Consider the following 22,730-nt stretch of genomic DNA (forward strand, 5'->3'; position numbering starts at 1 on the left):
GCTTCCAGATTACTGCGGGTTAGCAGGTTTACGCGGGCGGCGTCGACGCTGCCCTTCACCTGCCGGTTTCCCTTCGCCGCTGCGCCACGGGTTTTCACCCGCCGGTTTGCTGTCGTTGTTACGACGCGGCGGTTTGCCGGATGATTTCGGTGCGCCACCTTCTGCACGACGCGGCTGCTGACCGCGACCGCCACCACCCTGACCACGTCCACCGCCGCCCTGACGACCGTTCTGAATCGGCTCGGCTTTGATCGACGGGTCAACTTCGTAGCCCGGGGTTTCAATGCGCGGGATCTCTTTCTTCAGCAAACGTTCGATGTCGCGCAGCAGCTTGTGTTCATCCACGCAGACCAGAGAGAGCGCTTCGCCGGTTGCCGCCGCACGGCCGGTACGGCCGATACGGTGAACGTAGTCTTCCGGCACGTTTGGCAGCTCGTAGTTCACCACGTGCGGCAGCTCTTCGATGTCCAGGCCACGGGCGGCGATGTCGGTCGCCACCAGCACGCGGATGTCGCCGGATTTAAAATCAGCCAGCGCGCGGGTACGCGCGCCCTGGCTCTTGTTACCGTGAATGGCTGCGCTGCGGATGCCGTCTTTATTCAGCTGTTCCGCCAGGTGGTTCGCACCGTGCTTGGTGCGGGTAAAGACCAGCACCTGCTGCCAGTTGCCCTGACCGATCATCTGGGAGAGCAGTTCCCGCTTGCGCTTTTTATCAACGAAGTGAACGTGCTGCGTCACCTGTTCGGAAGCGGTGTTGCGGCGCGCGACTTCCACTTCCAGCGGGTTATGCAGCAGTTTTTCCGCCAGCGCCTTGATCTCGTCGGAGAAGGTCGCGGAGAAGAGCAGGTTCTGACGACGCGCAGGCAGTTTAGCCAGCACGCGGCGAATGTCGTGAATAAAGCCCATGTCGAGCATGCGGTCGGCTTCGTCCAGCACCAGAATTTCGATGCTGTCCAGCTTTACCGCGTTCTGGTGTTCCAGATCCAGCAGACGCCCCGGCGTTGCCACCAGCACGTCCACGCCGCCGCGCAGCTTCATCATCTGCGGGTTAATGCTTACCCCGCCGAAAACCACCAGCGAACGAATGTTGAGATAGCGGCTGTACTCACGCACGTTCTCGCCAATCTGGGCCGCCAGCTCACGGGTTGGGGTAAGGATCAGCGCACGCACCGGACGACGGCCTTTGGCGTGCGGCTGGTTTTTTACCAGCAGCTCTAACAGCGGCAGGGTAAAGCCCGCGGTCTTACCGGTACCGGTCTGCGCGCTTGCCATCAGGTCACGGCCCTGCAAAACAGCCGGAATAGCCTGCTGCTGGATAGGGGTTGGCTCAACGTAGCCCTGCTCTGCGATGGCGCGCAGAATTTCCGGGTTCAGACCAAGGGAATCAAAAGACATAAAAACTCCGAACCGCCCCGACCATCACAGGTGTAGTTTTCAGGGAGATATAACGAATAGGGGAGGACAAAAACCACAATGTCGCGAAGGGGCGGAGTGTAGCAGCTTTTGTGACGTGGCGCATAAAATATCCCTCAACATTCCCTCGACGGGAGAGTGAATCAGACATAATCTTAATCAATCGATTGATTAATTTTTAATGCCGCCATGAATACGACACCCACAACTACCAAAGGTGAACAGGCCAAAAATCAGCTTATCGCCGCCGCGCTGGCGCAGTTTGGCGAGTACGGGCTGCATGCGACCACGCGCGATATTGCCGCGCTGGCCGGGCAGAACATTGCGGCTATTACCTACTATTTTGGCTCAAAAGAGGATTTATACCTCGCCTGCGCCGAGTGGATCGCCGATTTTATCGGCACGCAGTTTCACCCGCACGTTGAGGAAGCCACCGCGCTGCTCGGCCAGCCGTCGCCCGATCGCGCCGCCGTTCGCCAGCTTATTCTCAACGCCTGCCATAATATGATCCGCCTGCTGACGCACGACGATACGCTGAACCTGAGCAAGTTTATTTCCCGCGAGCAGCTCTCCCCTACGGCTGCCTACCAGCGGGTACACGATCGGGTGATCGCGCCGATGCACTCGCACCTGACCCGGCTTGTCGCGGCCTATACCGGACGCGATGCACGCGACACCGAAATGATTTTGCATACCCACGCCCTGCTGGGCGAAATTCTTGCCTTCCGTCTGGGGCGTGAGACCATCCTGTTACGCACGGGCTGGACACAATTCGATGAGGATAAAGCCGCGCAGATTGGCCAGGTCATCGCCTGTCATCTCGATCTGATCCTGCAAGGCTTAACGCAAAGGAGCCTGAAGTCATGAAAAAACCTGTCGCCATCGTTCTGGTGGTTGTTGTGTTGCTTGCTGCGGGCGTCGGCGGCTGGCTGTGGTATCAAAGCCAGCAGGATAAAGGCCTGACGTTGTACGGCAACGTGGATATCCGTACCGTGAATATGAGCTTCCGCGTCGGCGGGCGTCTCGCCTCGCTGAGCGTTGACGAAGGCGACGCCATTAAAACCGGGCAGACGCTGGGGATGCTGGATAAAGCGCCCTATGAGAACGCGCTGATGCAGGCTAAAGCGGGCGTCTCCGTGGCGCAGGCGCAGTATGACCTGATGCTGGCAGGCTACCGTGATGAAGAGATCGCCCAGGCCGCCGCCGCCGTTAAGCAGGCGCAAGCCGCCTATGACTACGCGCAGAACTTCTACGCGCGCCAGCAGGGGCTGTGGAAAAGCCGCACCATTTCCGCGAACGATCTGGAAAATGCGCGCTCGTCCCGCGACCAGGCGCAGGCGACGCTGAAATCTGCGCAGGATAAGTTAAGCCAGTACCGCACCGGTAACCGCGCGCAGGATATTGCCCAGGCGAAAGCCAGCCTTGAACAGGCGCAGGCGCAGCTGGCTCAGGCGGAGCTGGATTTGCGCGACACCACCTTAATCGCCCCGTCTGACGGCACGCTGATGACCCGCGCCGTGGAGCCGGGCAGCATGCTCAGCGCGGGCAGCACCGTCTTAACGCTCTCCCTTACCCGTCCGGTGTGGGTGCGCGCCTATATTGATGAACCGAACCTCGGGCAGATGCAGCCGGGCCGCGAACTGCTGCTCTATACCGACGGGCGCCCGGACAAGCCGTATCACGGCAAAGTGGGCTTTGTCTCCCCTACCGCCGAATTCACGCCGAAAACCGTTGAAACACCGGACCTGCGTACCGACCTGGTGTATCGCCTGCGCATCATCGTGACCGATGCAGACGACGCCCTGCGTCAGGGCATGCCTGTCACCGTAAAAGTAGACAACGGGGAACGACATGAATGACGCGGTTATTCAGCTCAACGGTCTGGTTAAACGCTTTAAGGGAATGGACAAGCCAGCGGTCGCGCCGCTGAACTGCACCATACAGAAAGGCTATGTCACCGGGCTGGTCGGCCCGGACGGCGCGGGAAAAACCACGCTGATGCGAATGCTGGCGGGGCTGCTGAAACCGGATGAAGGAAGCGCCAGCGTGCTCGGTCTTGACCCGATCAAGGACGACGGCGCGCTTCACGCCATGCTCGGCTATATGCCGCAGAAGTTTGGTCTGTATGAAGATCTGACGGTGATGGAAAACCTGAACCTGTACGCCGACCTGCGCAGCGTCACCGGCGAAACGCGACAAAAAACTTTCGCGCGCCTGCTGGAGTTCACCTCTCTCGGCCCGTTCACCGACCGGCTGGCGGGCAAGCTCTCGGGCGGGATGAAACAGAAGCTGGGGCTGGCCTGCACGCTGGTGGGCGAGCCGAAGGTGTTGCTGCTGGACGAACCCGGCGTCGGCGTAGACCCAATCTCCCGCCGCGAGCTGTGGCAGATGGTGCACGAGCTGGCGGGCGACGGGATGCTGATCCTCTGGAGCACCTCCTACCTCGACGAAGCGGAACAGTGCCGCGACGTGCTGCTGATGAACGAAGGCGAACTGCTTTATCAGGGCGAGCCGACCAAACTGACGCAAACCATGGCCGGGCGCAGTTTTCTGCTGCACAGCCCGCAGGAGTCCAACCGCAGGCTGCTCCAGCGGGTGCTGAAGCTGCCGCAGGTCAGCGACGGGATGATTCAGGGCCGCTCGGTGCGCGTGATCCTCAAAAAAGAGGCCACCGTCGACGATATCCGCCGTGCGCCGGGGATGCCTGAGATCGACATGACGGAAACCGCGCCGCGCTTTGAGGATGCCTTTATCGATCTGTTGGGCGGCGCGGGCACCTCAGAGTCACCGCTTGGTGCAATCCTGCACACGGTGGAAGGCACGCCGGGCGAAACGGTCATTGAAGCGAACTCGCTCACCAAAAAATTTGGCGATTTCGCCGCCACCGATAACGTCAATTTTGCCGTGAAGCGCGGCGAGATTTTTGGCCTGCTCGGGCCGAACGGCGCGGGAAAATCGACCACCTTCAAGATGATGTGCGGCCTGCTGGTGCCGACGTCCGGCAAAGCGCTGGTGCTGGACATGGACCTGAAGGTCAGCTCCGGCAAGGCGCGCCAGCATCTGGGGTATATGGCGCAGAAGTTTTCCCTGTACGGCAACCTGACGGTCGAGCAGAATCTGCGCTTTTTCTCCGGCGTGTATGGCCTGCGCGGGCGCGCGCAGAACGAGAAAATCCGCCGCATGAGCGACGCCTTCGGGTTAACCAGTATTGCCTCCCACGCCACCGACGAGCTGCCGCTCGGCTTTAAGCAGCGGCTGGCCCTGGCCTGCTCGCTGATGCACGAGCCGGATATTCTGTTTCTGGATGAACCGACCTCGGGGGTTGATCCCATAACCCGCCGCGAGTTCTGGCTGCATATCAACAGCATGGTGGAAAAAGGGGTGACCGTGATGGTGACCACCCACTTCATGGACGAGGCGGAGTACTGCGACCGTATCGGGCTGGTCTATCGCGGCAAGCTGATCGCCCACGGCACGCCGGATGACCTGAAAAACCAGGCTGCCGATGACGAGGTCCCGGACCCGACCATGGAACAGGCGTTTATCACCCTCATCCACGACTGGGATAAGGAGAATGCTCATGCACAATAGTGCTATATCCTGGCGCCGGGTGCGCGCGCTGTGCATTAAAGAGATGCGGCAGATCGTGCGTGACCCCAGCAGCTGGCTGATTGCGGTGGTGATCCCCCTGCTGCTGCTGTTTATCTTTGGCTACGGCATTAACCTCGACTCCAGCAAGCTGCGGGTCGGGATTTTGCTGGAGCAGCAGAGCGAAGAGGCGCTGGACTTCACCCATGCGATGACCGGCTCGCCCTACATTGACGCCACCATCAGCGACAACCGGCAGGAATTAATCCAGAAAATGCAGGCCGGTAAAATACGCGGCCTGATCGTCATTCCGGTGGATTTCGCCGCCAGCATGGCGCGCCCGGATGCCGATGCGCCGATCCAGGTGATCACCGATGGCAGCGAGCCGAACACCGCGAACTTTGTGCAGGGCTATGCGGAGGGGATCTGGCAGCTGTGGCAAATGCAGCGGGCGGAAGATCGGGGCGAAGAATTTAAACCACTGATCGACGTGCAGACGCGCTACTGGTTTAACCCTGCCGCCATCAGCCAGCACTTTATTATTCCGGGGGCGGTCACCATCATCATGACGGTGATCGGCGCGATTCTGACCTCGCTGGTGATTGCCCGCGAGTGGGAGCGCGGCACCATGGAGGCGCTGCTCTCCACCGAAGTGACGCGCGTCGAGCTGCTGCTGTGCAAGCTCATCCCCTACTACTTTCTCGGCATGCTGGCGATGCTGCTCTGCATGCTGGTCGCCGTCTTTATCCTCGGCGTGCCGTACCGCGGCTCGCTGGTGGTGCTGTTCTTTATCACCAGCCTGTTTTTACTGAGCACGCTGGGGATGGGGCTGCTCATCTCCACCATCACCCGTAACCAGTTTAACGCCGCGCAGGTGGCGCTGAACGCCGCCTTCCTGCCGTCGATTATGCTCTCCGGGTTTATCTTCCAGATCGACAGCATGCCAGCCGTGATCCGCGCCGTGACCTACATTATTCCGGCGCGCTACTTCGTGAGCACGCTGCAAAGCCTGTTCCTGGCGGGGAATATTCCGGTGGTGCTGATTATCAACACCCTGTTTTTGATGGCGTCGGCGGTGATGTTTATCGGGTTGACGTGGATGAAAACCAAACGGCGGTTAGATTAAGGAGCGCATATGTTTCACCGTTTATGGACGCTGATCCGCAAAGAGCTGCAATCCCTGCTGCGCGAGCCGCAAACCCGCGCCATTCTGGTGCTGCCGGTGCTGATCCAGGTTTTACTGTTCCCGTTTGCCGCCACGCTTGAGGTAACCAACGCCACCATTGCCATTTACAACGAAGACAACGGCAAACATGCCGTCGAGCTGACGCAGCGTTTCGCCCGGGCGAAAGCCTTTACCCACATCCTGCTGCTGAAAAGCCCGCAGGAGATCCAGCCCACCATCGACACGCAAAAAGCGCTGCTGCTGGTGCGCTTCCCGGCGGATTTCTCCCGTAACCTGGACACCTTCCAGACTGCACCGATGCAGCTGCTCCTCGACGGGCGCAACTCCAACAGCGCCCAGATAGCGGCCAACTATCTGCAGCAGGTGGTGAAGGATTACCAGCAGGAATTGATGGAGGGCAAACCCAAACCCAACAACAGCGAGCTGGTGGTGCGCAACTGGTACAACCCGAATCTGGACTACAAATGGTTTGTGGTGCCGTCGCTGATCGCCATGATCACCACCATCGGGGTGATGATCGTCACCTCCCTGTCCGTGGCCCGCGAGCGCGAACAGGGCACCCTGGATCAGCTGCTGGTTTCCCCGCTCGCCACCTGGCAAATTTTCGTCGGCAAAGCGGTTCCGGCACTAATAGTGGCGACATTCCAGGCCACCATCGTGCTCGGCGTGGGGATATTTGCTTACCAGATCCCGTTCGCCGGATCGCTGGCGCTGTTTTACTTTACGATGGTGATTTACGGGCTGTCGCTGGTGGGGTTTGGACTGCTGATTTCGGCGCTCTGCTCCACGCAGCAGCAGGCGTTTATCGGGGTATTCGTCTTTATGATGCCGGCGATTTTGCTTTCGGGGTACGTCTCACCCGTCGAGAACATGCCGGTGTGGCTGCAGGATCTGACGTGGGTAAATCCGATTCGGCACTTTACGGATATCACCAAGCAAATTTATCTGAAGGATGCGAGTCTGGACATTGTCTGGGGAAGTTTGTGGCCGCTACTGGTCATAGCGGCCACAACGGGCTCAGTGGCGTACGCGATGTTTAGACGCAACATTGCGTAGCTTTTTCTCTTTGGTGAGTAACGAGACCACCGCGGGCCCTGCAAGGATTGCCAGACCCGCGAGGGCCAGCAGCAGGTTGTTTTGCAGCACGCGTGACAGCAGCCACAGCACAATCATCGCGGCACCAAAGTACCAGGTGGTGGTGAGCTCTTCGAGCACATCACCCACCTCACGCCAGCGCGCTTCATGGTGACGCTGTAAGAACAGCATCGACAGCACGGTGACGCCATAAAGGACGCATAGCCCCAGGCCAACACGCACCAGCGTGCCGCTCATCCAGCCCATCACCAGTACGGCCACGACCAGTAAATGCAACATTATCTGCCAGCAACTCAAACCCGTTGCGACACGAACACGTTGTTGCCACTTCATGGCTTCTCTCCTGAAGGATTTTTCTCTGCTTAATCAGACTACCGCACTTTACGGAAAATTCCGTAACGCCGCATCTTTTTGTGACGCCTACTACACTTTATTTTCATTGGGATAGTCACTCAGGAAGGAGCTTATGACCAAAAAAATGCAGCATTTCTCGCTTAAAGTGCTGACGATAAACATTCATAAAGGCTTCACAGCATTTAACCGCCGCTTCATTTTACCGGAGCTGCGCGACGCCGTTCGCACCGTCAGCGCGGATATTGTCTGCCTGCAGGAGGTCATGGGCGCGCACGAGGTGCACCCGATGCATTTCGAAAACTGGCCCGATACGCCGCACTATGAATTTCTGGCCGATACCATGTGGAGCGATTACGCCTACGGGCGCAACGCGGTCTATCCGGAGGGGCATCACGGTAACGCGGTGCTGTCACGTTTTCCCATTGAACATTACGAGAACCGGGACGTCTCCGTTGGGGAGAGCGAAAAGCGCGGGCTGCTTTACTGCCGCATCGCGCCGCCGGATCTCGATATTCCCATTCACGTGGGCTGCGTGCATCTCGGCCTGCGCGAGGCCCACCGTCAGGCCCAGCTGCAGATGCTGGCAGACTGGACCAATGCGCTGCCGGAAGGCGAACCCGTGGTGGTGGCCGGGGATTTTAACGACTGGCGACAGCGCGCCAACCACCCTCTGAAGGTAAATGCGGGGCTGGAGGAGATTTTCACCCGCGCACGCGGTCGCCCTGCGCGAACGTTTCCGGTGCGCTTCCCCCTGCTGCGTCTGGATCGCATCTACGTGAAAAACGCTCATGCCAGCAGCCCGACCGCTCTGGCGCTTCTTAACTGGCGACATCTTTCCGACCATGCCCCGCTCAGCGCGGAGATCCACCTATGAAATGTACCTGGCAGGAAGGCAACCGGATCACGCTGCTGGTCAATGGCGACGAGTACTACCCGGCCGTGTTTAAGGCAATTGACCAGGCAAAGCAGAAAGTGATCCTCGAAACCTTTATCTGGTTCGAAGACGACGTGGGCAAACAGCTACACAGCGTGCTGCTGCGCGCCGCCCGGCGCGGCGTGAAAATCGAAGCCCTGCTGGATGGCTATGGCTCGCCGGATCTCAGCGATGAATTCGTTAATGAACTCACCTCCGCAGGCGTGGTGTTCCGCTACTACGATCCCGGCCCTCGCCTGTTCGGCATGCGTACCAACCTGTTCCGCCGGATGCACCGCAAAATTGTGGTGGTGGATGAGACGGTGGCGTTTGTCGGCGGTATTAACTACTCCGCTGAGCACATGTCCGATTACGGCCCCGAGGCGAAGCAGGATTATGCCATCCGCATTGAAGGGCCAGTGGTTCAGGATATTTTGCTGTTCGAGCTGGAAAACCTGCCCGGCAAAGAGGCCGTACGCCGCTGGTGGAAACGCCGCCATCGTCCGGAAGAGAACCGCAAGCCCGGCGAAGCGCAGGCGCTGTTCGTCTGGCGGGATAACGGCGAGCACCGGGACGACATTGAACGTCATTACCTGAAGATGCTCGCCAACGCGAAGCGCGAGGTCATCATCGCCAATGCCTACTTTTTCCCTGGCTATCGCCTGCTGCATGCCATGCGCAATGCCGCCCGACGCGGGGTACGCGTGAAGCTGATTGTGCAGGGCGAGCCGGATATGCCCATCGTCAAAGTCGGCGCGCGGCTGCTGTATAACTACCTGGTGAAGGGCGGCGTGCAAATATATGAATATCGCCGCCGTCCGCTGCACGGCAAAGTGGCGCTGATGGACGACCACTGGGCCACCGTGGGTTCCAGCAACCTCGATCCGCTGAGCTTATCGCTTAATCTCGAAGCTAACCTGATCATTCACGATCGCCAGTTTAATCAGACCCTGCGGGATAACCTGCAGGCGTTGATCGTTAACGACTGCGTGCGCGTGGATGAATCCATGGTGCCGAAACGCAGCTGGTGGAACGTTGGCATCGGCGTGGTGGTGTTCCACTTCCTGCGCCACTTCCCGGCGATGGTCGGCTGGCTACCGGCGCATACGCCAAAGCTTGCTCAGGTGGACCCGCCGGTACAACCCGAAATGGAAACCCAGGACCGCGTTGAAGCGGAAGATGGAGGCAAACCCTGATGTCGAAATCACATCCTCGCTGGCGGCTGGCAAAAAAAATCCTCACCTGGGTGTTCTTCATTGCGGTCGCGGTACTGCTGGTGGTGTACGCGCAGAAAGTGGACTGGGAAGAGGTGTGGAAGGTCATCCGCAACTATAACCGGCTGGTGCTGCTGGGCGCCGTTGGGCTGGTCATCGTCAGCTACCTGATGTACGGCTGCTATGACCTTCTCGGGCGCGCCTACTGCGGCCACAAGCTCGCTAAACGTCAGGTGATGCTGGTGTCGTTTATCTGCTACGCCTTTAACCTGACGCTGAGCACCTGGGTGGGTGGCATCGGCATGCGCTATCGCCTCTACTCGCGGCTCGGCCTGCCGGGCGGGACCATCACGCGTATTTTCTCCTTAAGCATCACCACCAACTGGCTGGGCTATATTCTCCTCGGCGGGGTGATTTTCACCATCGGCGTGGTGCAGCTGCCCGCGCACTGGTATATCGACGAAGCCACGCTGCGCATTCTTGGCATTGTGCTGCTGCTGATCATCGCCGTGTATCTGTGGGCCTGCGCCTTTGCCAGGCGTCGCCATATGACCATCAAAGGTCAGAAACTGGTGCTGCCGTCGTGGAAGTTTGCCGTCCTGCAGATGGCCGTCTCCAGCGCCAACTGGATGGCGATGGGCGCGATTATCTGGCTGTTGATTGGTGAAGATGTGAATTACTTCTTCGTGCTGGGCGTGCTGTTGGTCAGCAGTATTGCGGGTGTGATTGTGCATATTCCGGCGGGGATCGGGGTGCTGGAGGCGGTGTTTATTGCGCTACTGGCCGGAGAGCATGTCTCACAGGGAACGATTATTGCTGCCCTGCTCGCCTACCGCATGCTCTATTACTTCCTGCCGCTGGCGCTGGCCACGGTCTGTTATCTGGTGCTGGAGAGTCGGGCGAAAAAGCTGAGGGCGAAGAACGAGAAGGCGATGGCAAAATGAATGCCCCCTCACCCCGGCCCTCTCCCCAAAGGGGCGAGGGAGAAAAGGCCGCACCGTGCAATCCCCTCTCCCCTGTGGGGAGAGGGTTAGGGTGAGGGGAAATAACTAGCGACGGTTGCCGAAAATACGCAGCAGCATCAGGAACAGGTTGATAAAGTCCAGATAGAGCGTCAGCGCGCCCAGAATCGAGTATTTGCGCAGGTTTGAACTGTCGCGCACGTCGATCTGCTCGCCGATGTTTTTCAGCTTCTGGGTGTCGTAGGCGGTCAAACCAACGAAGACCACCACGCCGATATAGGTTACAGCCCACATCAGCGCGTCACTCTTCAGCCACAGGTTCACCAGCGACGCCAGCACAATCCCAATCAGCCCCATAAACAGCATGTTGCCGAAGCCGCTCAGGTCACGTTTGGTGGTGTAACCGTACAGGCTCATCGCGCCAAACATCCCGCCGGTCACCACAAACGTGCTGGCGATGGAGGAGTAGGTGTAAACGATAAAAATACTGGAGAGCGTCAGCCCGGTCAGCGCTGAATAGAGCATAAACAGCGTGGTCGCCATGCCCGCGCTGAGCTTGTGCACCAGCCCGGAGAGCACAAACACCAGTGCCAGCTGCGCAATAATCAACCCAAAGAAGGTGATTTTGCTGGAGAAGATAAACATCATCAGCTCGGGCGTGTTCGCCGCATACCACGCGATAAACGCCGTCAGCAGCAGGCCGACCGTCATCCAGCCGTACACCTGAGCCATATACGTCTGCAGGCCGCTACGGGTCTGCTGTACTATTGAATCGGAACGCGGAAATCGGTCCATGATTCACTCCTGATTAAGATTAAGTAGACACACACGTTAAGATTAACACATCCACGTAAACCGACTACCAACGGCTTGCGGCTTGTTTATCGCTGTCGCGCGATTCCACCCAGCGCTCACCTTCCGGCGTGGATTCGCGCTTCCAGAACGGCGCTTTGGTTTTGAGGTAATCCATAATGAACTCCCCTGCCGCAAACGCGCTGCCGCGGTGCGCGCTGGTGACGCCGACAAACACAATCTCTTCGCCGGGCCACATCTCGCCGATACGGTGAATCACCGTGATGCGGCCAAGCGGCCAGCGGCCTCGCGCCTCGTCGACAATCTCCGCCAGCGACTTCTCGGTCATCCCCGGATAGTGCTCCAGCGTCAGTGCCTTCACGCTGTCACCGAGGTTGTGGTTACGCACTTTGCCAGTGAAGGTGACGACCGCGCCGTCTTCATCGCGTTCCGCCAGCCAGCTGTATTCCGTCCCCACGTTAAAACGCTCGGGACTCACCAGAATTCGGGTTTCAGCCATCTTATCCCCCTGTGACCGGCGGGAAAAAGGCCACTTCATCCCCTTCGGTCAGTGGATGATTGAACTCCACCAGCGTCTGGTTAACGGCGGCCAGCAGCTTGCCTTCATCCAGCGCCAGCGCCCAGCGGTCGCTTTGTGCCGCCAGATGCGCGCGCAGGGCGGCGACGTTTTCGAAGGACGCATCCAGCGTCAGGCTGTCGGTATTGACCAGCTCGCGCACCTGCGCAAAAAAGAGCACCTTAATCATGGCTGTCCACCTTAAAATCACCGGATTTGCCGCCGCTTTTCGCCAGCAAACGCACCGGGCCAATCACCATATCTTTCTGCACCGCTTTGCACATGTCGTAGATGGTCAGCGCGGCGACGGAGGCCGCCGTCAGGGCTTCCATCTCCACGCCGGTTTTGCCGGTTAAGCGGCACAGGGACTCAATGCGTACGCGGTTATGCTCCGGCTGCGCCTGCAGGTTCACTTCCACCTTGCTCAGCATCAACGGATGGCAAAGCGGGATGAGCTCCCAGGTCCGTTTAGCGGCCTGAATACCGGCGATGCGGGCGGTGGCAAAGACGTCGCCCTTATGGTGGCTGCCGTCGATAATCATCGCCAGGGTTTCGGGCAGCATGGTGATGAACGCTTCCGCGCGCGCCTCGCGCACCGTTTCCGCTTTGGCGGAGACGTCCACCATATGCGCTTCGCCAGCGGCGTTAATGTGGGTCAGTTGTGACATAGCTTATTTCTTTAAATGGGGATGGAAATTACACGGACGGGTACGGGCATCCAGCTGCGGCGCGATGATGTTTTCCCACGCGGTGCGGCAGGCTTTGGTCGAGCCCGGCATGGCGAAAATCAGGGTTTTGTTAGCCACCCCGGCAACGGCGCGCGACTGAAGCGTGGAGGTACCAATCTCTTCAAAGGAGAGCATACGGAACACTTCACCGAAGCCTTCCACTTCGCGGTCGAACAGCGGGAGCAGCGCTTCTGGCGCCTGATCGCCTGCGGTAAAGCCGGTACCGCCGGTGATCAGCACTACCTGCACCTCATCACTCGCAATCCACTGCGACACTTGCGCGCGAATGGCGTAACGGTTCTCTTTGACGATCGCTTTATCAACAATATGGTGTCCGGCTTCATGTGCCGCCTCGCGCAGCCAGTGGCCGGAGGTATCGTCCTCTTCACCACGGCGGTCGGAGACGGTAAGAATAGCAATGCGTGTCGGGATAAATTCTGCGCTTACCTGACTCATCTTCTGATTCCTTCTTAAGCCTGATTACCCGCCGATGTAAGACAGGTTCTGAGTAATACCGGTGTTGCCCTGATGCAGGAAGTGGGTCTGTTTTTTATGCGTCAGCGCTTCAGAAATGCGTGCTTCTAGCGCGTCCTGCTGCGCATCGTCTTCCAGCAGATCGCGGAGATCGACACCGCCGTCGCCGAACAGGCAGAGATGAAGCTTGCCAACCGAGGAGACGCGAAGACGGTTGCAGCTGGCGCAGAAGTCTTTCTCATAGGGCATGATAAGCCCTATCTCACCTTCGTAATCCGGGTGACAGAAGACCTGCGCCGGGCCGTCGCTGCGCTGGCGGATCTGGTGGATCCAGCCACGTTTCAGCAGCTCGTCGCGCAGTACCATGCCGGAGATGTGGTGACGGCGGAACAGCTCGCTGCCCTCACCCGTTTCCATCAGCTCGATAAAACGCAGTTGAATGGGGCGCGGTTTGATCCACGCCAGGAAAGTATCCAGCTGATGGTGGTTGACGTCGCGCATCAGCACCGTGTTGACTTTGACCTTCTTGAATCCGGCGGTAAACGCCGCATCGATGCCGTCCATCACCTGGCGGAACTTGTCCTGGCCGGTAATGGCGTGAAACTGACGGGCGTCCAGGCTATCGACGCTGACGTTGATCGCCGTCAGCCCCGCATCGCGCCAGTTTGCCACGTCACGCGCCATGCGGTAACCGTTGGTGGTCACCGCAATCTGGCGGATACGTTCGTTTTCGCGTACGGCGGCAATAATGTCGGGGAAATCACGTCGCAGGGAGGGTTCGCCTCCGGTCAGACGGACTTTTTCGGTACCGAGCTCAGAGAACGCACGCGTGACGCGACGCACTTCATCCACGGAGAGAAAGCCGTTATTGGTAACGCTGCCCGGTTTGTAGCCGTCGGGCAGGCAGTAGGTGCAACGGAAGTTGCACACATCGGTAATCGACAGACGTAAGTAATAAAACTTACGTGCGAAAGCATCAGTAAGTTGTGAAGCCATGTACACCTTTCCAGATCGGGAGGCACAGTCATTTCTTTCTGTACCCTGGTGGCAAATTCGCCACGGCCAGAGCGCCATATCGTTCGACACAGGCACAAGGGCTAGAGTGTATGTTTTCAATTTTGAAAACGTGGTTAGGACGATAGTAGCGCGGAAATTCTGGCGGCGCCATTATCGCTTTACGCTATATAATTATCTATATAGCGTATCAATCCTGCATTTTCGCTACAGAATACCTAAAAACCGCGTTTTCACATTGATATACGTCATTTTGCATCGGGTGAGGCATCGTCTTTTAGGGGTAGTTAGGTTACTGTTACGCGATCGAACGTGATAAGGAATACGTATGCGCAATCGCACTTTTGCGGATCTTGACCGAGTGGTCGCTCTTGGCGGCGGGCACGGCTTAGGCCGGGTTATGTCCTCTTTGTCCTCACTCGGCTCAAGGCTGACAGGGATAGTGACCACCACCGATAACGGCGGCTCAACCGGCAGGATCCGACGCGCCGAAGGCGGCATTGCCTGGGGAGATATGCGCAACTGTCTGAACCAGTTAATTACCGAGCCAAGCGTCGCGTCAGCGATGTTTGAGTACCGTTTTGGCGGCAATGGCGAGCTTTCGGGGCATAACCTGGGAAATCTGATGTTAAAGGCTCTGGACCATCTCAGCGTGCGGCCCCTGGAAGCTATCAATCTGATCCGTAACCTGCTCAAGGTGGACGCATTCCTGATCCCCATGTCTGAACAGCCGGTTGACCTGATGGCCATCGACGCCGAGGGGCATGAAGTTTACGGTGAAGTGAATATCGACCAGCTCCTCCTGCCGCCGACAGAGCTGATGACCTACCCGAGCGTGCCGGCCACGCGGGAAGCGGTGGAAGCCATCGGGGAAGCGGACCTGATCCTGATCGGTCCGGGCAGTTTTTATACCAGCCTGATGCCGATACTGCTGGTGAAGGAACTGGCGCAGGCGCTGCGTCGCACCCCTGCCCCGATGGTCTACATCGGTAACCTGGGGCGTGAGCTGAGCCCGGCGGCGGCGAGCCTGTCGCTGGCGGACAAACTCAATTTGATGGAGCATTACGTCGGCAAGAAAATCATCGACGGCGTCGTCGTGGGCCCAAAAGTGGATGTGTCAGGGATTGGCGATCGTCTGGTGGTGCAGGAGCCGCTGGAGGCCAGCGATATCAAGTATCGTCACGACCGTCACCTGCTGCGCGAGGCGCTGGAGAAGGCGATTCAGGCGCTGGGTTAGGTTCGTCTTGTGCGGCCTGATGCCCTCACCCCGGCCCTCTCCCACGGGGAGAGGGAGAAAACATCGCTTTACTCACGATGCCGCGATGAAAAGATCCCGCAGCTGATGAAGCTGGTCGCGGATCTGCGCCGCCTCTTCGAACTCCAGGTTCTGCGCGTGCTGCATCATCTGCCCTTCCAGCTCGTGGATTTTCTGCTGCAGCGCTTTCGGCGTCAGCACGACGGTATCTTCTTCCACCACTGAACGCGCCTTGCCGCGACCTTTCGCTTTGGTTTTGGCAATGTTCTGACCCAGCGCCAGGATATCCACCACCTTCTTGTTCAGCCCCTGCGGCGTGATGCCGTGCTCTTCGTTGTAGCGCTGCTGTTTCTCGCGTCGGCGTTCCGTTTCGCCAATCGCTTTCGCCATCGACGGCGTAATTTTGTCGCCATACAGAATCGCTTTACCGTTGACGTTACGCGCCGCACGGCCGATGGTCTGGATCAGAGAGCGCTCAGAACGCAGGAAGCCCTCTTTATCCGCATCCAGAATCGCCACCAGCGAAACTTCCGGCATATCAAGACCTTCTCGCAGCAGGTTGATCCCCACCAGCACGTCGAACTCGCCCAGACGCAGATCGCGGATAATCTCCATACGTTCTACGGTGTCGATATCCGAGTGCAGATAGCGCACTTTCTCGCCGTGCTCTTCCAGATACTCGGTCAGGTCTTCCGCCATACGCTTGGTGAGCGTGGTCACCAGCACGCGCTCGTTAATGGCGGAACGGGCGCGAATTTCAGAGAGCAGATCGTCTACCTGAGTCGCCACCGGGCGGACTTCGATAATCGGGTCGAGCAGACCCGTTGGACGCACAACCTGATCGACAACGTCTTCACCGGATTTCTCCAGCTCGTAGTTGCCCGGTGTGGCCGAAACATAAATGGTTTGCGGCGCGAGCGCCTCAAACTCTTCAAACTTCATCGGACGGTTATCCAGCGCCGACGGCAGGCGGAATCCGTACTCCACCAGCGTCTCTTTACGCGCCCGGTCACCGCGGTACATCCCGCCGATCTGCGGGATCGTAACGTGGGATTCGTCGATCACCAGCAAACCGTCTGCCGGAAGGTAATCAAACAGCGTCGGCGGCGGCTCGCCCGGCCCGCGCCCGGAGAGGAAGCGCGAGTAGTTTTCGATACCCGAGCAGTAGCCCAGCTCGTTCATCATCTCAAGATCGAACTGGGTGCGCTGGCTCAGGCGCTGCTCTTCCAGCAGCTTATTGTTCGCCAGCAGCACCTTACGACGCTCGGCCAGCTCCACTTTGATCTCTTCCATCGCCTGCACGATACGCTCGCGCGGCGTCACGTAGTGCGTTTTCGGGTAGATGGTAAAACGCTGGATCACGGACTCAACGTGGCCGGTCAGAGGATCGAACAGCGACAAACGTTCCACCTCTTCGTCAAACAGCTCGACGCGCAGCGCCATGTCGTCCGATTCCGCCGGGAAGATGTCGATCACCTCACCGCGCACGCGGAAAGTGCCGCGCTGGAACGCCTGGTCGTTACGGGTGTACTGCAGCTCCGCCAGACGGCGCAAAATGGCGCGCTGGTCGATGATCATCCCCTGCGTCAGGTGCAGCATCATCTTCAGGTAGAGATCCGGGTCACCCAGACCGTAAATCGCGGAAACAGACGCAACCACGACCACATCGCGACGCTCAAGCAGCGCCTTGGTCGCGGACAGTCGCATCTGCTCGATATGTTCGTTTACCGAGGCATCTTTCTCAATGAAGGTGTCAGAGCTCGGCACATAGGCTTCAGGCTGGTAGTAATCGTAGTAGGAGACGAAATACTCCACCGCATTTTCCGGGAAGAACTCTTTCATCTCGCCGTAAAGCTGGGCTGCGAGCGTTTTATTGGGCGCAAGCACCATTGTGGGGCGCTGCAAATCCGCAATCACGTTAGCGATGGTGAACGTTTTACCCGAGCCGGTTACCCCCAGCAGCGTCTGGTGCGCCAGCCCGTCTTCCAGCCCCTCTTCCAGACGACGGATCGCCTCAGGCTGATCGCCAGATGGACGGAAAGCAGAATTCAGTTTGAACGGTTTACTCATGGGCGACGACCTGATGACGTTATTAAGCGGCAGGTGAGTAATTTTACTCCTTGTTGCCAGGAATGCCAGTAAAAAACACTGGATGAAAAACCAGTAGCATGTCAGGATATTTAGCATAGCGGCGGTGTGATTAGCGCGTTAGCGTACAAAATTTGGGCTCTGACGAGATAAAAAACCAGCCAGGTTGGGTTATCCCCAAAACTTTTCCTTTTTTAACATTTGTCAAGCCAGGTAATGGTAGTTTTGTGGCAACGGGTGACACTTTCATGACGGTCATTGCTTTTATCTAAGCAATTAAATTATAAACGATATTTTCTAAAGCCGCGTTTCGCGCCAATTTGGGCGAAAGCCGCGTCTTCTCTCGCTTATCGCATGTTTTCTAACTCTCATGCACATGGTTATCCACAGGAATAGTGGATAACTGCTTCCAGCCCGTATGGACTGCCGCTCAGCAAATTCCCGGATTTTCCCACGAAGCGGCAACAAAAAATTTTTATAGCTATTTTTTGACGATAAACAGTTGCGTCATTCATAACCAACCGATGCGATCCTGCTCACATTTCCGCCATTTTCCGTCCTGCACCACGACTCAACATTCCCGGCACCGCCGATGTGCAAGCCACGCGTTTTTACCCTGCTCTCCTGCGGTTTATTCCTAAAAAAGCCGTTTTATTAATCGATTTACGGTTTCTGGCAGGCGTTTTGCAGTGTCAAATCAGGTCTTACCCCTACGCATTTTTAAGGAGAAAAAGATGTTGAGTCTGCGTGCAGTGAATCAGTTTTACGGGAGCCAACATACGCTATGGAACGTGGATTTGGATTTTCCGCAGGGCATGTGTACAGGCGTCGTTGGCCTGCCGGGGATGGGCAAGACCACCCTGATGAACTGCATTACCGGAAACGTCCCCGTCGAAAGCGGCACGATTATCTGGCATGAAGCGGGAGCTCCGCCGCGCGATTTGCTCAGCCAGATGCCAGAACAGCGCTCAGGGCCGGGGATTGGGTATGTCCCGCAGGACAGGCGTATTTTTTCTCAACTGACGATTGAGGAGAATCTGCATATTGCCATGCGGGCGATGGGGAAACCCGACCCGGCAGCGAAAAGCGACGTGTACGATCTGTTCCCGGAACTCTACGCGCGACGTCAGACGCGAGGAAACGCCCTTTCGCCAGACGATCAGTATCAGCTCGCCCTGGCGAATGCGCTGGTCAACCGCCCGCGGATGCTGATTCTGGATGAGCCCATGCACGGCGCGGGACACAGCTTTGCCCAGAAGCTGGCGCTGCTGCTGGTGCGCTTAAGCCGGGAGTTAGGCATGACGGTACTGCTAGCGGAGCAGCAGCTGTCGTTTATCCGCCGGGTGGCGGATCGGTTTTGCATGCTATATCGCGGGCGTAACGTGGCACAGGGCCACGTTAGCGAGCTGAACGATGAGCTTATTGCCCACTGGATGTCGCGGGAAGCAAGGCGCTGAGGTCGAGATAGTGTCCGGTATCAGCCTGCTCAGCATCGCCGGCAATCCAGGGGATTTCCCCGAGGAACGGTGCCGGGAGCACGCGCTTCAGGGTTGCCAGATATTCCTGATGCCGCCTGCCCGGCGCAACCACGTCGTTGGCTATCCAGCCAGCCAGCGTCAGCCCTGCCTGCCGTACGGCCTGCGCCGTCAGCATGGCGTGATTGATGCAGCCCAGCTTCACGCCGACGACCAGAATGACCGGGAGCCGCTCGGCCTGTACCCAGTCAGCAAACGTCTGCGCGTCCGAAAGCGGCGTAAACCAGCCGCCCGCGCCTTCCACCAGCACCCAGTCGGCCTGGCTTTCCAGCGTCCGTAACCCGGCAGATAGCACGGCGAAATCAATCGGGCGGCCTTCGCCAGCGCTGATAATGTGCGGCGAGGTCGGCTCGGCAAAGGTATACGGATTCACCGCTGAATAGGCGAGTTCACGCGTGCTGTTACGCTGGAGCGTCAGCGCGTCGGTGTTGCGTAACCCTTCCGCCGTCATCTCGCTGCCGGAGGCGACGGGCTTATATCCGGCGGTGTTTTTCCCAAGCTTTCGTGCCGCCTGCAGCAGCGCAGCGCTGGCAACCGTTTTGCCCACTTCCGTATCCGTGCCGGTGACAAAATAACGTTCAGTCACGTTCGATAATCCCATGAAAAAGTTGATAAGAGAGCGGAAAATGTCCCCGCGCCTGCGGCCAGGCCAGCTCCAGACGCTGCAGTTGACCCCGGGTGAGCGGTTTTTTCTCCCGCCCGGCGTGCAGGTGCGTGGCGCCTATGCCCTTCAGCGAGCGCATGGCGCTGAGCGCGTCGCTGAAATTGAGGGTGATGGTCTGCACCGCGCTGCGATAGCGCCGGCCTGCCAGCGCCTGCTTCACCTGCTCATGCGATAAAAAGCGGTTAGCGTGCGGCTGCTCATCCACCGCTTTCCACGCCTGATTCAGCTCCGGCAGCGAACTTTCCAGCAGGGTGGTAAAGGCGACCTTTCCGCCCGGTCGCGCCACGCGATAAAGCTCGCGCAAGGCCTGCGGCAGGCTGCTGCACCACTGCACCGCCAGATGGCTCCAGACCAGATCGAACTGCGCATCCGCCAGCGGGATCGCCTCGATATCCGCCGCCAGGTAGTGATGCGCTGCCTGCTGCTGGCGCGCCTCGTCCAGCATCCGGGCGGAGAGGTCGAGAGCCGTGACGTGGCTTCCCGACTCGCGCCAGTAGCGGCTGTTGCTGCCCGGACCACAGCCGGCGTCCAGCACCTGCGGGAAGCGGTTCTCGCCAAGCGCGGCCAGTAGCCCCTGAGCGCTCTGACGCTGCAGTTCATCGTGCTGCGAATAGCTCTGCGCGGCCCGACCAAAGGCCGCCGCGACGGCCTGCTTATTCACCGGCATCATGAAGCGCCTCCAGCAGCGTCTGGATATCCTGCGGTTCATGCGCCGCCGTCAGGGTTAAGCGCAGCCGCGCGGTGCCCGGCGGGACGGTTGGCGGGCGAATGGCCGTCACCCACATGCCGCGCTCGCGTAATGCCTGCGCCAGCGCCAGAGCGCGGCCGTTTTCGCCGATAATCACCGGCTGGATAGCGCTCTGCGAATCGGGACTGTGGAAAGGAAGCGCCGCCAGTCCCTGACGGAAGCTGGAGATGTGCTCTGCCAGCCGCTGGCGACGCTCATCCCCTTCTGCGCTGCGGATCACCGCCAGCGACGCTGACAGCGCCACGGCCTGCGCGGGCGGCATGCTGGTGCTGTAGATCAGATGCCGGGCAAACTGCAGCAGATAGTCGGCGACAGACTCGCTGCACAGCACGGCGGCGCCGCTGACGCCAAAGCCTTTGCCGAAGGTGACAATCAGCAGTTCCGGCTTCACGTTTTGCTGATGCGCGCTGCCGCGACCTTCGTCGCCCATTACGCCAATGCCGTGGGCGTCGTCGACCAGCAGCCAGGCGTTTTGCCGCTTTGCGGCGTCGTGCAGCGCGGCAAGCGGCGCGCTGTCACCGTCCATGCTGAACACGCCCTCGGTGACCACCAGCTGTTGACCGTCGCAGGGTTTGTCCAGCAGCGTAGCGAGCTGTGACGCATCGTTATGGGCAAAGCGGCGCAGCTGCGCCGGGCTTAAATTTGCTGCCTCCAGCAGCGAGGCGTGGCTTAAGCGGTCGGCAACAATACGATCCTCTTTCCCCATCAGGGCCGCGATAACCGCCTGATTCGCGGCAAAACCGGAGATAAACAGCAGCGCCCGCGGGTAGCCCAGCCAGTCAGCCAACGCTTCCTCCAGCGCCTGATGCGCCGTGGTGTAGCCGCTGACGTGCCCCGAGCCGCCGCTGCCCACGCCAAACCGCTCCGCACCCTGCTGCCAGGCGCGGATGATGGCCGGATGCTGGCTCAGGCCGAGATAATCGTTGCTTGAGAAGTTACAAAACTGCCGGTTGTCACGGGTAAGAAAACGGCCTGCGCCGTTTTCCACTACCCTGCGTACGCGAAACGCCTCTGCCGCCCGGCGTTCGTCCAGCGCGGACTGGATACGTGCCTGCCAGGTCATACGGCTGCCGCGTTGTAGAACTGGTCGGTGTCGGCGTTGAAAATCTGCTGCTCCAGCTGCTGCTGTTGCTCGTTATCGCCGGTCAGCACCCCGGTCTGGTGCGGGTTCAGCCCCAGCTTGCGGAACAGCTGAACGTCTTTGTCCTCTTCCGGGTTCGGCGTGGTCAGCAGCTTGCAGCCGTAGAAAATGGAGTTGGCCCCGGCCATGAAGCACATCGCCTGGGTCTGCTCGCTCATCTGCTCGCGGCCCGCAGAAAGGCGGACGTACGAGGTCGGCATCATGATGCGCGCCACCGCGATGGTGCGAATAAAATCAAACGCATCCACGTCGTCGTTATCCGCCAGCGGCGTGCCTTTGACCTTCACCAACATGTTGATCGGCACGCTCTCCGGCGGGGTCGGCAGGTTCGCCAGCTGCAGCAGCAGGCCCGCGCGGTCTTTCACCGTTTCGCCTAAGCCCACGATACCGCCGGAGCAGACCTTGATCCCCGCATCACGGACTTTATCCAGCGTGTCCAGACGCTCCTGGTAAGTGCGCGTGGTGATGATGTTGCCGTAAAACTCTGGCGAGGTATCGAGGTTGTGGTTGTAATAGTCCAGCCCGGCCGCCGAGAGGCGCTGCGCCTGCTCGTCGTTCAGCGTGCCCAGCGTCATACAGGCTTCGAGGCCCATCTCCTTCACGCCCTTCACCATCTGCTCCAGATACGGCATATCGCGATCGTGCGGGTTCTTCCACGCCGCGCCCATGCAGAAGCGGGTCGAGCCGGCGTTTTTCGCCTTGCGCGCGGAGTCGAGCACCTGCTCGACCTCCATCAGGCGCTCTGACTCCAGGCCGGTTTTATAGCGCGCGCTCTGCGGGCAATATTTGCAGTCTTCCGGACAGGCACCGGTCTTGATCGACAGCAGCGTGCTGACCTGAACATGGCGGGGATCGAAGTGCTGACGATGCACCTGCTGCGCTTCAAACATCAGCTCCAGGAAAGGTTTATTGAATAATTCAGTGACTTGCGACATCGTCCAGCGTGCGTGGTGAGCCATCGGGCTTCTCCAAAGGGTTTTGTTAATTGT

Annotated in this window: 23 protein-coding genes and 1 riboswitch; of the genes, 10 read left to right on the plus strand and 13 right to left on the minus strand. The window is 58.9% G+C overall.

Going from position 1 to position 22,730, the window contains the following annotated elements; all coding sequences use genetic code 11:
• Window positions 1-9 precede the first annotated feature (9 nt).
• The gene (rhlE, locus tag ACWKXT_RS05725) at window positions 10-1,395 is read right to left on the minus strand and encodes an ATP-dependent RNA helicase RhlE (protein ID WP_454531929.1); all 1,386 of its coding nucleotides are present in this window, start codon (window positions 1,393-1,395) and stop codon (window positions 10-12) included.
• Window positions 1,396-1,602: 207 nt separating this feature from the next.
• On the opposite strand from rhlE, the gene cecR reads away from it, so the two are divergent.
• From cecR to ACWKXT_RS05750, 5 genes are read left to right on the plus strand one after another with little or no spacing between them, the layout of a single operon-like run.
• A complete protein-coding gene (gene cecR, locus ACWKXT_RS05730) occupies window positions 1,603-2,280 on the plus strand; it encodes a transcriptional regulator CecR (protein ID WP_454531930.1) in 678 nt (225 codons plus the stop codon).
• Complete coding sequence (gene hlyD, locus ACWKXT_RS05735) at window positions 2,277-3,272, plus strand: secretion protein HlyD (protein WP_454531931.1); 996 nt, start codon at window positions 2,277-2,279, stop codon at window positions 3,270-3,272. The genes cecR and hlyD overlap by 4 nt, the downstream gene beginning before the upstream one ends.
• Window positions 3,265-5,004 carry an ATP-binding cassette domain-containing protein gene (locus ACWKXT_RS05740; protein ID WP_454531932.1) on the plus strand — a complete coding sequence of 580 codons (1,740 nt, stop codon included), beginning with the start codon at window positions 3,265-3,267 and terminating at the stop codon, window positions 5,002-5,004. The genes hlyD and ACWKXT_RS05740 overlap by 8 nt, the downstream gene beginning before the upstream one ends.
• Window positions 4,994-6,127, plus strand: coding sequence for an ABC transporter permease (locus ACWKXT_RS05745; protein ID WP_454531933.1), 1,134 nt, complete (start codon window positions 4,994-4,996; stop codon window positions 6,125-6,127). The genes ACWKXT_RS05740 and ACWKXT_RS05745 overlap by 11 nt, the downstream gene beginning before the upstream one ends.
• Window positions 6,128-6,136: 9 nt before the next feature.
• Window positions 6,137-7,243 (plus strand): ABC transporter permease, encoded by a 1,107-nt coding sequence (locus ACWKXT_RS05750; protein WP_454531934.1) that lies wholly within the window; start codon window positions 6,137-6,139, stop codon window positions 7,241-7,243.
• Here ACWKXT_RS05750 and ACWKXT_RS05755 read toward each other — a convergent pair.
• Window positions 7,205-7,615, minus strand: coding sequence for a YbhQ family protein (locus tag ACWKXT_RS05755; RefSeq protein WP_014883088.1), 411 nt, complete (start codon window positions 7,613-7,615; stop codon window positions 7,205-7,207). The two genes, ACWKXT_RS05750 and ACWKXT_RS05755, sit on opposite strands and share 39 nt — an antisense overlap.
• Window positions 7,616-7,748: 133 nt before the next feature.
• Between ACWKXT_RS05755 and ACWKXT_RS05760 the strand changes: the two genes are divergently transcribed.
• Genes ACWKXT_RS05760 through ACWKXT_RS05770 form a run of 3 tightly spaced genes read left to right on the plus strand, consistent with a single transcriptional unit; the run spans window position 7,749 to window position 10,707 of the window.
• Window positions 7,749-8,510: an endonuclease/exonuclease/phosphatase family protein gene (locus ACWKXT_RS05760; RefSeq protein ID WP_119915043.1), complete on the plus strand. Its 762-nt coding sequence runs from the start codon at window positions 7,749-7,751 to the stop codon at window positions 8,508-8,510.
• Window positions 8,507-9,745, plus strand: coding sequence for a cardiolipin synthase ClsB (gene clsB / locus ACWKXT_RS05765; RefSeq protein WP_080327831.1), 1,239 nt, complete (start codon window positions 8,507-8,509; stop codon window positions 9,743-9,745). The genes ACWKXT_RS05760 and clsB overlap by 4 nt, the downstream gene beginning before the upstream one ends.
• The gene (locus ACWKXT_RS05770) at window positions 9,745-10,707 is read left to right on the plus strand and encodes a lysylphosphatidylglycerol synthase domain-containing protein (RefSeq protein ID WP_048959982.1); all 963 of its coding nucleotides are present in this window, start codon (window positions 9,745-9,747) and stop codon (window positions 10,705-10,707) included. The genes clsB and ACWKXT_RS05770 overlap by 1 nt, the downstream gene beginning before the upstream one ends.
• A 105-nt stretch (window positions 10,708-10,812) precedes the next feature.
• Here the strand turns inward: ACWKXT_RS05770 and ACWKXT_RS05775 are convergent, their stop codons facing one another.
• From ACWKXT_RS05775 to moaA, 6 genes are all read right to left on the minus strand, one after another.
• Complete coding sequence (locus tag ACWKXT_RS05775; RefSeq protein ID WP_454531935.1) at window positions 10,813-11,520, minus strand: Bax inhibitor-1/YccA family protein; 708 nt, start codon at window positions 11,518-11,520, stop codon at window positions 10,813-10,815.
• Window positions 11,521-11,584: 64 nt separating this feature from the next.
• Window positions 11,585-12,037, minus strand: coding sequence for a molybdopterin synthase catalytic subunit MoaE (gene moaE / locus ACWKXT_RS05780; RefSeq protein WP_454531936.1), 453 nt, complete (start codon window positions 12,035-12,037; stop codon window positions 11,585-11,587).
• 1 nt (window position 12,038) lies between these two features.
• Window positions 12,039-12,284: a molybdopterin synthase sulfur carrier subunit gene (moaD, locus tag ACWKXT_RS05785; RefSeq protein ID WP_454528832.1), complete on the minus strand. Its 246-nt coding sequence runs from the start codon at window positions 12,282-12,284 to the stop codon at window positions 12,039-12,041.
• Window positions 12,277-12,762 carry a cyclic pyranopterin monophosphate synthase MoaC gene (gene moaC, locus ACWKXT_RS05790; RefSeq protein WP_454531937.1) on the minus strand — a complete coding sequence of 162 codons (486 nt, stop codon included), beginning with the start codon at window positions 12,760-12,762 and terminating at the stop codon, window positions 12,277-12,279. Before moaC ends, moaD begins: the two co-directional genes overlap by 8 nt.
• 3 nt (window positions 12,763-12,765) lie before the next feature.
• Window positions 12,766-13,278 carry a molybdenum cofactor biosynthesis protein B gene (gene moaB, locus ACWKXT_RS05795; protein ID WP_454531938.1) on the minus strand — a complete coding sequence of 171 codons (513 nt, stop codon included), beginning with the start codon at window positions 13,276-13,278 and terminating at the stop codon, window positions 12,766-12,768.
• A gap of 24 nt (window positions 13,279-13,302) precedes the next feature.
• On the minus strand, window positions 13,303-14,292 hold the full coding sequence (gene moaA, locus ACWKXT_RS05800) for a GTP 3',8-cyclase MoaA (protein WP_454531939.1): 990 nt from the start codon (window positions 14,290-14,292) through the stop codon (window positions 13,303-13,305).
• Window positions 14,280-14,413: riboswitch (molybdenum cofactor riboswitch) on the minus strand. (Overlaps the previous gene by 13 nt.)
• A 225-nt stretch (window positions 14,414-14,638) precedes the next feature.
• Here moaA and yvcK point away from each other — a divergent pair.
• On the plus strand, window positions 14,639-15,547 hold the full coding sequence (gene yvcK, locus ACWKXT_RS05805; RefSeq protein ID WP_063143116.1) for a uridine diphosphate-N-acetylglucosamine-binding protein YvcK: 909 nt from the start codon (window positions 14,639-14,641) through the stop codon (window positions 15,545-15,547).
• Window positions 15,548-15,619: 72 nt separating this feature from the next.
• On the opposite strand, the gene uvrB is transcribed toward yvcK, so the two are convergent.
• On the minus strand, window positions 15,620-17,635 hold the full coding sequence (gene uvrB, locus ACWKXT_RS05810) for an excinuclease ABC subunit UvrB (protein ID WP_047650628.1): 2,016 nt from the start codon (window positions 17,633-17,635) through the stop codon (window positions 15,620-15,622).
• 752 nt (window positions 17,636-18,387) lie between these two features.
• On the opposite strand from uvrB, the gene ACWKXT_RS05815 reads away from it, so the two are divergent.
• Window positions 18,388-19,110, plus strand: coding sequence for an ABC transporter ATP-binding protein (locus ACWKXT_RS05815; protein WP_454528827.1), 723 nt, complete (start codon window positions 18,388-18,390; stop codon window positions 19,108-19,110).
• Here ACWKXT_RS05815 and bioD read toward each other — a convergent pair.
• From bioD to bioB, 4 genes are read right to left on the minus strand one after another with little or no spacing between them, the layout of a single operon-like run.
• Entirely contained in the window at window positions 19,073-19,774 is a 702-nt protein-coding gene (gene bioD, locus ACWKXT_RS05820; protein ID WP_454528826.1) for a dethiobiotin synthase, read from the minus strand. The genes ACWKXT_RS05815 and bioD overlap by 38 nt on opposite strands.
• The gene (gene bioC, locus ACWKXT_RS05825; protein ID WP_454528825.1) at window positions 19,767-20,522 is read right to left on the minus strand and encodes a malonyl-ACP O-methyltransferase BioC; all 756 of its coding nucleotides are present in this window, start codon (window positions 20,520-20,522) and stop codon (window positions 19,767-19,769) included. Before bioC ends, bioD begins: the two co-directional genes overlap by 8 nt.
• A complete protein-coding gene (gene bioF, locus ACWKXT_RS05830; protein ID WP_454531940.1) occupies window positions 20,506-21,663 on the minus strand; it encodes an 8-amino-7-oxononanoate synthase in 1,158 nt (385 codons plus the stop codon). Before bioF ends, bioC begins: the two co-directional genes overlap by 17 nt.
• Window positions 21,660-22,700, minus strand: a complete 1,041-nt coding sequence (bioB, locus tag ACWKXT_RS05835; RefSeq protein ID WP_047347038.1) for a biotin synthase BioB — start codon at window positions 22,698-22,700, stop codon at window positions 21,660-21,662. Before bioB ends, bioF begins: the two co-directional genes overlap by 4 nt.
• Window positions 22,701-22,730 lie beyond the last annotated feature (30 nt).

It is taken from the genome of Enterobacter sp. UPMP701, from assembly GCF_053709515.1.